The organism is Nocardiopsis halotolerans DSM 44410, from assembly GCF_000341065.1.
In the GTDB taxonomy this organism is placed as follows: Bacteria; Actinomycetota; Actinomycetes; order Streptosporangiales; family Streptosporangiaceae; genus Nocardiopsis; species Nocardiopsis halotolerans.
Genome location: NZ_ANAX01000176.1, coordinates 6491 through 17984 on the forward strand (window position 1 = coordinate 6491; position 11494 = coordinate 17984).

At 71.7% G+C, this 11494-nt stretch carries 8 protein-coding genes and 3 pseudogenes (1 of these 11 only partly in view); 7 read left to right on the forward strand and 4 right to left on the reverse strand.

All coding sequences use genetic code 11. From position 1 onward, the window contains the following. Nucleotides 1-1005: pseudogene (locus tag D455_RS30320) on the reverse strand (class I SAM-dependent methyltransferase); it reaches 233 nt to the left of the window's first position. A gap of 235 nt (nucleotides 1006-1240) precedes the next feature. Between D455_RS30320 and groES the strand changes: the two are divergent. The 6 genes and pseudogenes from groES (at nucleotide 1241) to D455_RS0113545 (ending at nucleotide 8288) form a co-directional block, all read left to right on the forward strand. Beyond that, a complete protein-coding gene (gene groES / locus D455_RS0113520) occupies nucleotides 1241-1552 on the forward strand; it encodes a co-chaperone GroES (RefSeq protein WP_017571251.1) in 312 nt (103 codons plus the stop codon). A gap of 101 nt (nucleotides 1553-1653) precedes the next feature. After that, complete coding sequence (groL, locus tag D455_RS0113525; RefSeq protein ID WP_017571252.1) at nucleotides 1654-3261, forward strand: chaperonin GroEL; 1608 nt, start codon at nucleotides 1654-1656, stop codon at nucleotides 3259-3261. Nucleotides 3262-3456: 195 nt separating this feature from the next. Then, entirely contained in the window at nucleotides 3457-4002 is a 546-nt protein-coding gene (locus tag D455_RS0113530) for a sigma-70 family RNA polymerase sigma factor (protein WP_017571253.1), read from the forward strand. 346 nt (nucleotides 4003-4348) lie between these two features. Beyond that, nucleotides 4349-5839 carry an IMP dehydrogenase gene (gene guaB, locus D455_RS0113535; protein WP_017571254.1) on the forward strand — a complete coding sequence of 497 codons (1491 nt, stop codon included), beginning with the start codon at nucleotides 4349-4351 and terminating at the stop codon, nucleotides 5837-5839. A 175-nt stretch (nucleotides 5840-6014) separates the two neighbouring features. After that, nucleotides 6015-7104, forward strand: a pseudogene (locus D455_RS30325) (GuaB3 family IMP dehydrogenase-related protein). Between the two features lie 308 nt (nucleotides 7105-7412). Next, nucleotides 7413-8288 (forward strand): lytic transglycosylase domain-containing protein, encoded by an 876-nt coding sequence (locus D455_RS0113545; protein WP_026122601.1) that lies wholly within the window; start codon nucleotides 7413-7415, stop codon nucleotides 8286-8288. A gap of 58 nt (nucleotides 8289-8346) precedes the next feature. Here D455_RS0113545 and D455_RS0113550 read toward each other — a convergent pair whose 3' ends face one another. The 3 genes from D455_RS0113550 to D455_RS0113560 form a co-directional block, all read right to left on the reverse strand. Continuing rightward, the gene (locus tag D455_RS0113550; RefSeq protein ID WP_017571256.1) at nucleotides 8347-8703 is read right to left on the reverse strand and encodes a SpoIIAA family protein; all 357 of its coding nucleotides are present in this window, start codon (nucleotides 8701-8703) and stop codon (nucleotides 8347-8349) included. A gap of 233 nt (nucleotides 8704-8936) precedes the next feature. Beyond that, nucleotides 8937-9536 carry a DUF7691 family protein gene (locus D455_RS0113555; RefSeq protein WP_017571257.1) on the reverse strand — a complete coding sequence of 200 codons (600 nt, stop codon included), beginning with the start codon at nucleotides 9534-9536 and terminating at the stop codon, nucleotides 8937-8939. A gap of 139 nt (nucleotides 9537-9675) precedes the next feature. Further along, a complete protein-coding gene (locus tag D455_RS0113560; protein WP_017571258.1) occupies nucleotides 9676-10206 on the reverse strand; it encodes a MarR family winged helix-turn-helix transcriptional regulator in 531 nt (176 codons plus the stop codon). 113 nt (nucleotides 10207-10319) lie between these two features. Between D455_RS0113560 and D455_RS36155 the strand changes: the two are divergent. After that, nucleotides 10320-11494, forward strand: a pseudogene (locus tag D455_RS36155) (MFS transporter); the annotation flags it as partial.

Consider the following 11494-nt stretch of genomic DNA (forward strand, 5'->3'; position numbering starts at 1 on the left):
CACCGCGGTGTCCGCCGTGAAGTACGCGATCCGCTCGTCCAGCAGGGCGCCGTCCACCCGGGCCGCCGCCTCCGCCACCAGGTGCGAACGCACCACGGCCGGGTCGGGGTCGTACAGGTAGCGCCGGGCCGCCGCCACGGGTGCCGGACCCAGGCCGGGCTCGGCGTCCAGGTGTACGACCGCTCCCTCGCGGGCCAGCGGTTCCCCGCGCTCGTGCAGCACCGTCGCGCGGCGCCGGGGCCCGTCGGCCAGCGCGCCGAACCACAGCGCGGTCTCCTTCAGTTCGCCGTCCACCGAGATCCACTCGGCCGCGGACTCCTCGGGCAGCGCCTCGTGCGGGATGCCCGGTGCCGCCTTGAGGCAGGCCGCGTCCGCGTTCCCGGCCATCCCCACCGCCACGTCCCATGGCGGGGAGTAGGCGTCGGGGTCGAACACCCGGCCGCGCCCGCCCCGCCGGGCCGGATCGCAGAACAGCAGCGGGTACCGGCCCGGCGCGGTCTCCGTGACGTCGCCCTCGCGGACCCGCGCCAGGTCGGACAGGCCGAGGGCCCCGATGTTGGCGCGCGCCACCGCCACGGTCAGGGGGTCGGAGTCCACGCCCTCCACCGGGACGCCGCGCGCGGCCAGCGCCAGCAGGTCCGCGCCGATCCCGCAGCACAGGTCGCCCGCGGTGCCCCCGGCCGGGGCGGCGCGCGCGGTGCGCTCCGCGCGGTAGTCGGCCACCACGCGCCGGGTGGACTGCTCCAACCCGTGGGGGGTGAAGAACATCCGCGTCGCCAGGTCGCCGAACTTGGCCCGTCCGCGCTCGCGCAGCGACACCTGGGTCAGGACGGCGTTTACCAGTTCGGAGACGGGTAGACCGGGGTCGAGGGCGGCCACGCGCGGATCGCCGCGCAGCCGCGAGGCCGCGGCGAGCTGGTCCCGGACGGCGGCCTTCGGTTCCACGCCCGCCAGGACCTCCCGGCCCGCGTCGGTGAGCAGGGCCTCGAAGGCGGGCGTGCGCATGGGTTCCCCTCAGGCGTCGGAGAGCGGTGTGTGAAGGAGTTGGCGGACGCCCCTGACCGGGGGTCACGGTCACATTTCCATTCTGGCACTCTCGGGGGTAGAGTGCTAATCGCGACGAGGCCGGTCTGGCACCCGCGACGACAGGCCGCCGTGGTCGCCCCTTTTTCGTAGACGGTCCGTGCGTCAGCGTGGGCCGAAGTCAGGACACCGAAACCTTGAAGGGGGAGGTCACACCGTGTCGACCGCCACCAAGACCGTGCTGAAGCCGTTGGAGGACCGCGTCGTGGTCCAGACGCTGGAGGCCGAGCAGACCACCGCTTCCGGTCTGGTCATCCCGGACACCGCCAAGGAGAAGCCCCAGGAGGGCAAGGTCCTGGCCGTGGGCCCGGGTCGCTGGGACGACGAGGGCGAGAAGCGCATCCCGCTGGACGTGAACGTCGGCGACGTCGTTCTGTACAGCAAGTACGGGGGCACCGAGGTCAAGTACGACGGTGAGGAGTACCTGGTGCTCTCCGCCCGCGACATCCTCGCGGTCGTCGAGAAGTAGGTCTCGGCCACGCCCGGAACCCTTCGCATCCCGCACCGGTCGGCACATCGCCGGGCGGGCGGGATGCTCTCTTTTGACCAGCCTGAAGAGGAAGCACCCACATGCCGAAGATCCTGGAGTTCGAGGACGACGCCCGCCGCGCCCTCGAAAGGGGCGTCGACCGCCTCGCCAACGCCGTCAAGGTGACGCTGGGCCCGCGTGGCCGCAACGTCGTCATCGACAAGAAGTTCGGCGCCCCCACCATCACGAACGACGGTGTGACCGTCGCCCGTGAGATCGAGCTGGACGACGCCTACGAGAACCTGGGCGCCCAGCTGGTCAAGGAGGTCGCCACCAAGACCAACGACGCCGCCGGTGACGGCACCACCACCGCGACCGTCCTCGCCCAGGCCCTCGTCCGGGAGGGGCTGCGCAGCGTGGCCGCCGGTGCCTCCCCGATGTCCCTGAAGAAGGGCATCGACGCCGCCGCGGCCAAGGTGGCGGAGGTCCTGCTGGAGCGCGCCCGCCCCGTCGAGGAGCGCGGTGACATCGCCTACGTCGCCACCAACTCCGCCCAGGACGCCCAGATCGGCGACCTGATCGCCGAGGCGTTCGACAAGGTCGGCAAGGACGGCGTCATCACGGTGGAGGAGGCCCCGACCTTCGGTCTGGACCTGGACTTCACCGAGGGCCTCCAGTTCGACAAGGGCTACGTCTCTCCCTACTTCGTCACCGACGGCGACCGCCAGGAGGCGGTGCTGGAGGACGCGCTGATCCTGATCCACCAGGGCAAGATCAGCAGCCTCAACGACCTGCTGCCCGTGCTGGAGAAGGTCGTCCAGAGCAAGAAGCCCCTGCTCATCATCGCCGAGGACATCGAGGGCGACGCCCTGGGCGCCCTGGTGCTGAACAAGATCCGCGGCATGCTCAACGTCGCCGCGGTCAAGGCGCCCGGATTCGGCGAGCGCCGCAAGGCCATGCTCCAGGACATCGCGGTCCTCACCGGCGGCCAGGTCGTCGCCGAGGAGGTCGGCCTGACCCTGGAGAACATCGAGCTCGACGCGCTGGGCAGCGCCCGTCGCATCACCGTCACCAAGGACGCCACGACCATCGTGGACGGTGCCGGTGAGCAGTCCGAGGTCGATGACCGCGTCCGCCAGATCCGCAAGGAGATCGAGGCGAGCGACTCCGACTGGGACCGCGAGAAGCTCCAGGAGCGCCTGGCCAAGCTCGCGGGCGGTGTGTCCGTCCTGCGCGTGGGTGCGGCCACCGAGGTGGAGCTCAAGGAGAAGAAGCACCGCCTGGAGGACGCCATCTCGGCGACCCGCGCGGCCATCGAGGAGGGCATCGTCGCCGGTGGCGGCGCCTCCCTGGTGCACGCCGCCAAGGTCCTGGAGGACAACCTCGGCCTGTCCGGCGAGGAGGCCACCGGTGTGGCGATCGTCCGCCGCGCCCTGGTCGAGCCCGCCCGGTGGATCGCGGAGAACGCGGGCGCCGAGGGCTACGTGGTCACCCACCGCGTGTCGGAGCTGGAGGTCGGCCACGGCTACAACGCCGCCACCGACGCCTACGGCGACCTGACCTCGCAGGGCATCCTCGACCCGGTCAAGGTCTCCCGCTCCGCCGTCCAGAACGCCGCCTCGATCGCGGGCATGCTGCTGACCACCGAAGCGCTGGTCGCGGACAAGCCCGAGGACGAGGACGACGAGGGTCACGGCCACAGCCACTAACCCGAACAGGGGGCGGGGAAACCTCCCGCCCCCTATCACGTACGTCACACATTTCACGGGACCACATGGGGCGTTTTTGGGCGATTTTCCCAAAACGTGACCATTCTGTAGTTGCCGATCCGAGCGGTTGGGTCCCGTGATGGGGGCATCATTCGTAGCGTGACGGATGCAGGTGCCCGCGGGGACCACACGGGGTTGAACCATCTGGGGTCGCTCGCGGTCCGGGGGGACGACGGGGCGATGGACTCGCTGTTGCGCGAGGTCCGGCCCATGGTGGTCAGGTACTGCCGTGCTCGTCTCGCCCGGGTTTCGGGACTGGCCCACTACTCGGACGACGTGGCCCAGGAGGTGTGTATCGCCCTGCTCTCGGCGATACCGCGCTACCAGGACCGCGGCCGCCCGTTCGCGGCCTTCGTGTTCGGCATCGCGGCCCACAAGGTGGCCGACACCCTGCGCGGCGCTGGCAGGGTGGAGATGGTCCCCACCGACTCCGTACCCGAGCGACCCGACGAGGGGCCGGGGCCCGAGGAGTGGACGGTGCGGGTGATCCAGGCCCGGGAGCTCCTGGAGGAGCTGCCGGAGCAGCAGCGCAAACTGCTGATCATGAGGGTGGTCGCAGGACTTACGGCGGATGAGACGGGACATGTCCTTGGAATGTCGGCGGGAGCGGTACGGGTTGCCCAGCACCGAGCTATTGCTCGGCTTCGGCAGGTGGCCGTGGCGAACCGCCTCATCCCCTGAGCACTCCGGACGCCCCCGCCCCGGACGCCGACGGTGCCCTGACCGGCCGCGGGTGCGCGGCCGCTGCCGCGCCATCGGCCCCACCCGGCGCTGAGGACATCCGCACTCCCGAACGGGAAGACCGGGCGCCGTGTGCCTGTTGGGTGGGGAAAGGGGAGGGAAGCTCTCGCGAACCCCTCCGAGGTTCCGACCCGAACCGTGGGAAACCGTGACGCTGGTCACTTTCCTGCCGAGGTGACGGGTCAAACACCCCGTTCCACCGAGGGCGCACGGGGCCACGACCTAGGATGAGACGACACGCGGGGGCGAAACCGCGCAGGTGTGCCGGGAAAGCGGAGGTTGTGTCATGGGCCAGGAGTACAGCGACTACGGGGACAAACTGCTGCCGCCGGGGCTGACCTACGACGACGTCCTCCTCGTGCCGGCCTACTCCGACCTCCAGCCCGGGGACGTGGACACCACCACCCAGCTCTCCCGCAACCTCACCCTGCGCCTCCCGCTGCTGTCCGCCGCGATGGACACCGTCACCGAGGCGCGTATGGCCGTGGCCATGGCCCGCCAGGGCGGCGCGGGCGTGCTGCACCGCAACCTCTCCGCCGAGGAGCAGGCCAGCCAGGTCGACCTGGTCAAGCGTTCCGAGGCGGGCATGGTCACCGACCCGGTCACCTGTCAGCCCGAGGACACCCTCGCCGAGGTCGAGCGCCTGTGCGCCCACTACCGGATCTCCGGCGTCCCCGTCACCGACGGCACCGGGGCCCTGGTCGGCATCGTCACCAACCGGGACATGCGCTTCGAGAGCGACCGCTCCCGACTGGTCCGCGACGTCATGACCACCGAGAACCTGGTCACCGCGCCCGTCGGCGTCAGCCGTGAGCGGGCCTTCGACCTCCTGCGCAGGCACAAGGTGGAGAAGCTGCCGCTGGTGGACGGCCAGAACCGTCTGCGCGGCCTGATCACCGTCAAGGACTTCATCAAGAGCGAGCAGTTCCCCGACGCCACCAAGGACGCCGACGGCCGCCTCGTCGTCGGCGGCGCCGTCGGTGTGGGCGTCGAGGCCGAGGAGCGCGCCAGGCTGCTCGTGGAGGCCGGCGTCGACTTCGTCGTCGTGGACACCGCCCACGGCCACTCCGCCGGGCTCGCGGACATGATCGCCAAGCTCAAGGCCAACTCCCGTGCCGACGTCGTCGCGGGCAACATCGCCACCCGCGCCGGGGCGCAGCTGCTCATCGACGCCGGAGCCGACGCCGTCAAGGTGGGCGTGGGCCCGGGCTCCATCTGCACCACCCGCGTCGTGGCCGGTGTGGGCGCGCCGCAGCTCACCGCGATCCTGGAGGCCGCCAAGGCCTGCGGCCCGGCCGGTGTCCCGCTGATCGCGGACGGCGGCCTCCAGTACTCCGGCGAGATCGCCAAGGCCATCGCCGCCGGTGCCAGCACCGTGATGCTCGGCAGCCTGCTCGCGGGTGTGGAGGAGAGCCCCGGCGAGCTGATCTTCATCAACGGCAAGCAGTTCAAGGCCTACCGCGGTATGGGTTCGCTCGGCGCCATGCGCGGGCGTTCCTTCTCCAAGGACCGCTACGCGCAGGCCGAGGTGGCCTCCGAGGACAAGCTGATCCCCGAGGGCATCGAGGGCCAGGTGCCCTTCCGCGGTCCGCTCCAGGCGGTCGCCCACCAGCTCGTCGGCGGCCTGCACCAGTCCATGTGGTACGCCGGTGCCCGCACCGTGGCCGAGCTGCGCGAGCGCGGTCAGCTGATGCGTATCACCAGCGCCGGACTGCGCGAGAGCCACCCGCACGACATCAAGATGACCGTCGAGGCGCCCAACTACAACGTGCGCTGACGTCTCACGGGCGGCGGCCGAACCGCCCGCCGAGGTCCGAACGCCGGGCCCGTCCGGTCCTTCCGGACGGGCCCGGCGACGTCCCCGCCTGGGATCGATAGACTCACGGCGGCAGAAAACGCGCCGGTAGACCGTCCGGTGACGCACGTCAGAGGGGATCGAAACGTTGGCTCAGGTGGAGATCGGGCTGGGTAAGAACGGGCGCCGCGCCTATGAGCTCGACGAGATCGGGATCGTGCCTGCCCGGCGGACGCGGGACCCGGAGGAGGTGTCCATCGCCTGGCAGATCGACGCCTACCGGTTCGAGACGCCGCTGGTGGTGAGCCCCATGGACAGCGTCGCCTCACCCAGGACGGTCGTGGCCGTGGGCGAGCAGGGCGGCCTCGGAGTGCTCGACCTCGAAGGGCTCTGGACCCGCTACGAGGATCCGGAGCCGCTGCTCCAGGAGATCCGCGAACTCGACGACGTCGCCGCCACCCGGCGGCTCCAGGAGATCTACGCGGCTCCCATCCAGGAGGAGCTGATCGGCCGCCGGATCGAGGAGATCCGGGACGCGGGCCTGGTCACGGCCGCACGGCTGTCGCCGCAGCGCACCGCCCAGTACCACAAGGCGGTCGTCGACGCGGGCGTGGACATCTTCGTGATCCGCGGTACCACGGTGTCGGCCGAGCACGTCTCCGGCCGCGCCGAACCGCTCAACCTCAAGCAGTTCATCTACGAGCTGGACGTGCCGGTCGTGGTCGGCGGCTGCGCGACCTACACCGCCGCCCTGCACCTGATGCGTACCGGTGCCGCCGGTGTGCTGGTCGGCTTCGGCGGCGGTTCCGGGCACACCACCCGTTCCGTGCTGGGCGTCGCCGTGCCGATGGCCAGCGCCGTCGGCGACGTGGCCGCGGCCCGCCGCGACTACCTGGACGAGTCCGGCGGCCGCTACGTGCACGTCATCGCCGACGGGGGCATGACCGGCAGCGGTGACATGGCCAAGGCCCTGGCCTGCGGCGCGGACGCGGTCATGGTGGGTTCGCCGCTGGCGCGCGCCAGCGANCCACTGGGGCAGTGAGGCGCACCACGGCGAGCTGCCGCGCGGCGAGCGGCTCCACGTCGGCACGATCGGCGACCTGAAGTCGATCCTGCACGGCCCGGCCTCCACCAGCGACGGCTCCATGAACCTCATGGGCGCCCTCCGCCGCACGATGGCCACGTCCGGTTACACCGACCTCAAGGAGTTCCAGCGGGTCGAGGTCGTGGTCAACCCGCACCGCTAGGCACGGGTTTCGCGGAACACGCGTTCCGTCGGGACGGGGTCCTGACCAGGGGCCGCGCCGGTGACACCGGCGCGGCCCCTCGCGTGTGAGCCCCCGACCGCCGAACACCCCCGAACCACCAAGCTCCCCGGTCCATCGAACCCCCCGGGCCACCAAGCGCCCCCGGAGTGCTCCGGAACCGTGCCCGAACCCCGTGTCCTCGGGGGATTCCGCGTTCCCCGGGGCTCTGGACGTACACGGTCGCCGGTCGCGTACCTTGGTGGCGGCGTGATGTGGACTTGATGTTTTCTTGACGATGTGAGGTGCCGATGGGTGAGCGGCGTGGATCCGGTGCCGAGGGGCGCCGGAGTCGTGGCCCGGTGGTCGCCGTCTGCGTGACGCTGACGGTCTGTCTCCTGGTGACCGGCGGTGTGGTCGTCCTGGTCGACCGGATCTCCAACGCGTTCAACGAGTGGTCGCCGCCGGGTGCCTCCTCCGTCGAACCGCCGGTGGGGACGATCCAGACCCCGCCCCACGACGAACTCACCGGTCCGCCCGAACCCGCGGACGTGGCTCCCGCCTCGGAGGGGACCGAGCCCGAGCGGGCGGGCGCCGACGAGCGGCAGCCCCCCGCCGCCGACCCGGCCACGCGCCCCAGCGCCGAGTGGCTCGACCGGGTGTCGGAGTCGACCGGTATTCCGCGCCGAGCCCTGGAGGGGTACGCCAGTGCCCAACTGGTCCTCGCCCGGGACCTGCCCTCGTGCCAGCTGTCCTGGCCGACCCTGGCCGGGATCGGGTACGTGGAGTCGCACCACGGCACCTACGCCGGGGGCGAGCTCGACCCGGACGGGAACACGACCGTCGACGTCATCGGCATCCCGCTGGACGGCACCAACCACACGCGGGCCATTCCGGACACCGACGGCGGCCAGTACGACGGTGACGTCGAGTGGGACCGGGCGATCGGCCCGATGCAGTTCATCCCGCGTACGTGGGAGCAGTGGGGCGCCTCCCTGTCGGGTGGCGACCCCGACCCGCACAACATCGACGACGCCGCGCTCTCCGCGGGCCGGTACCTGTGCGGGGAGGGCCGTGAACTGACCGTCGCCGACGACTGGGAGGCCGCGATCCTGACGTACAACCACTCCGACGAGTACGTCGCCGACGTCCTGGCCTACGCGCACGCCTACGCCGACGCCGCCTGACACCGGGGTGCCCCGGGCCGGGGTCGTCCGGTGTCCGGGGCTTCCACCGCCACCGGCGTCAACCCTCCAGCCAGGCCCAGGCGGCCTCCTCGTCCTCCAGGGCGAACTCCCGGGACTCGGCCCGGACGAACCTGTCGCCCACCCTCGTCAGGAACCGGAGCAGTTTCCGGTCGCTGACGACCGCGTAGCGCTCGATGTCACCGAGATGCTCCTTGGCGAACTCCAGGTCGTCATCCAGCGCGGAGAGTTCGGCGGTGGGGAGACCCGGGGCCCGCACCAGCAGGCGCACGCTTCCGTGCTCGCCGATCCCCGCGCGCAGCTCCCCGGCGAGCCGTTGGTACTCCTCCTCGGTGATCCTGCCGGTGATCTCGTACCCGAGGACGTTGCCGTGGCTTCGGTCCAGGCGCTGGTACATGGCCTCTCCAACGACGGACGGCTGGGTTCCGCCACCCCGCTACCCGTGTGGACCGGGGGTCAACCGAAGGGCGGGGAGGGAGGGGCGGCGAGCGGTTGTCCACAGGTCTGGGAGGGGCCTGTTCCCGGTGCCCGCCGTCGTGGTCTCCTGGAAACGGGGGGATCCCAGCCCCCTCCGCCTCGGCGTGCCCGCGCCCCGGGCCGTCGGGCCCGGAGCCGCGCCCCGACCGCCGGTCAGCTGAAGAAGCCCGCGACGCCCCGCCCCGCCGCGGCGGCGGTCCGGCACCAGTCCACGCAGGACTCGACGGCGCCCAGGACGTGGGGGTCGAGGGCGGCCCTGCGCTCGTCGGTGACGGTCTCCCACTGTTCGAGGGCCTTCTGGCACTCGGTGGGGCTCCACTCGCCGTAGCCCGGGAGGTCCCTGGGCCGTGGAAGCCGAGGAGGGAAGCTGCTGTAGCTGAACTCCTCGACGCTGATGGCGGTCACGCCCAGTTCTTCCAGCCCCTCGTCGACCGTCTCCAGCCACCGGAACTTCATCGGGGAGAAGTCGTTGTTGAACAGGGCGCGGCCGTGGAACTCGCAGATCCATCTGTAGGCGTAGCCGTACATGGTGCCGTGCTGCTCGTCGAAGGGGCCGCCGTGGACGACCGCGCGGATCGCGTCGCGGATGCCGGGGCCGCCCGCGTCGACGACGTGGGCGAACTGGGCGTCGAAGTGGGCCAGGTGCCGCTTGAACCGGCCACCGATCATCCGGCGCAGTTTGTCGTCCCCCGATCCGACGGAGCCGTGCAGGACGTCGAGGTCGACCACGTAGGTCGTCAGCGCGTAACTCATGGCGGGAACGCTAGCGGCGGCTGACGACAGGGGAGACGCGGACCCGTTCCGGTCCGGCCTCGCGCCGGCCGCCTCGCTCCGCCGCCTTCGGTCGCTTCACTCGGCCGCCTCGCCCGACCGCGCGTCGCGGCCGCTCGGTTCACCCCTGCGCGGAGGTCTCCCGGTGCGCTCGCCCGTCCTCCCGGGTGCGGGCGTTCTCCCCGGCCAGGGCGCTCTCCGGGGCGAGCCGGTCGAGCAGGGTCCGGCTGATGTCGAGCAGGTGCGCCTGCTGCTCCGCGCTGAGCACGTCGAACAGGTTCTCCCGCATGCTGCGCACATGCCGCGCGCCCGCCTCGTCGAGCACCCTCTGCCCCGCGTCGGTGAGCACGGCGAACCAGCTGCGCCGGTCCTCCTCGCAGTGCACCCGCTCCACCAGGCCGGCCTCGGACAGCTTCCTGACCGCGTGCGAGACACGACTGGGCCGGGTGTGGGTGAGCACGGCCAGATCGCTCATCCGCACCGACCGGTGGTCCGCCCTGGACAGGAGGACGAGCAGCTCGTAGTAGGTCAGGGGCAGGTCGACCTCCTCCTGGAGGTCCTGCTCCACACGCTGGTCCAGCAGACGGAAGGCCAGCGTGGCGGCGTCCCAGGTGCGCTCCTCGGTGGCGTCGGGGCACTCGTGTTCGCTCATGCGCAGATATTACCACGCTGGAATGTTGCGCACTGAAGTATCTTCTCTTACTCTCGTGCTGAACATTCCAGTGCTGAACTAAAAAAGCCCAACCCCCTGGAGAGAGCGAACCCATGTCCTCCGCAGGCCCCAGCGACCCCACCCAGCCCACGCGGTTCGCCGAACCCGCCGCGTCCGACCGCCTCGCGGCTCCCCCGGCTGCTCCTGAGGCGGCCCGGACCACGGCGGACCCGCAGGACCGCACCACCCCGGACCCCGGCCCCGCGACCGACTCCCCGCCCCGGGACCCGTCCACCGCCGCGCCGCCGCGCGGCGGTGGACGGATCCCGTTGGCGCTCGCCCTCCTGGCCGCGGCCCACTTCGTCGTCTCGGTCGACTTCAACATCGTCTACATCGCGTTGCCCGAGATCGGCGCCGCGCTCGGCTTCACCCCGGCCTCGCTCCAGTGGGTGGTCAACGCCTTCGCCCTCGGCTACGGCGGTTTCCTGCTCCTCGGCGGCAGGGCCGTGGACCGCCTCGGCGCCCGCCGCGTGCTCGTGTCCGGCGCCGTACTCATGGGCGCCGCCTCCGTCGTCGGCGCCCTCGCCTGGAACCCCGGCCTGCTCATCGCCGCACGCGCGGCCCAGGGCCTCGGCGCCGCCGCGCTCTTCCCCGCCACCCTCGCCCTGGTGGGTTCCGTCTTCCCCGCCGGAACCGAACGCACCCGCGCCATGGCGGTGTGGGGAACCGCGGGCGCCTTCGGCGCGCTGGCGGGCGGCGCGGTCGGAGGCGTCCTCACCAGTGCCTTCGGCTGGTCCTCGGTGTTCTGGGCCCTCGTCCCGCTCCTCCTCGCCGTGACACTCCTCGCGCCACGCGTCCTGCCCGCCGACGGGCACCGTCCCCGCCTGACCGGGTTCGACGCTCCCGGGGCGGCCATGGTCACGGCCGGAGCGCTCCTGCTGGTCCTCGGGATCTCCCAGGGGCAGAGCGTCGGCTGGGCCGCGTGGCGGAGTTCCGGGGCCGTCCTGCTCGGCCTCCTGGCCCTGGGCGCGCTGCTCCTGACCGAACGCCGCACGGCCGACCCGCTACTGCCTCCCCGCCTCCTCACCAACAGGTCCCTGCTGGTCACCACGGCGCTGATCTTCGTGCTCATGGGCGCGGTCAACACGCTGCACTACGTCTACACCACCCACGTGCAGACCACCCTGGGCATCAGCCCGCTCGTGGCCGGGCTCGGCTTCCTGCCCCAGGGCGCCGCGGCCATGCTCGGATCCTCGCTGCTGCTGCCGCCCCTGCTCAACCGCTGGGG

Coding starts and splice junctions, on each gene's coding strand:
- groL (WP_017571252.1), top strand. CDS start 1,654: ATGCCGAAGATCCTGGAGTTCGAGGACGACGCCCGCCGCGCCCTCGAA.
- guaB (WP_017571254.1), top strand. CDS start 4,349: ATGGGCCAGGAGTACAGCGACTACGGGGACAAACTGCTGCCGCCGGGG.
- D455_RS0113545 (WP_026122601.1), top strand. CDS start 7,413: ATGGGTGAGCGGCGTGGATCCGGTGCCGAGGGGCGCCGGAGTCGTGGC.
- D455_RS0113550 (WP_017571256.1), bottom strand. CDS start 8,703: ATGTACCAGCGCCTGGACCGAAGCCACGGCAACGTCCTCGGGTACGAG.
- D455_RS0113555 (WP_017571257.1), bottom strand. CDS start 9,536: ATGAGTTACGCGCTGACGACCTACGTGGTCGACCTCGACGTCCTGCAC.
- D455_RS0113560 (WP_017571258.1), bottom strand. CDS start 10,206: ATGAGCGAACACGAGTGCCCCGACGCCACCGAGGAGCGCACCTGGGAC.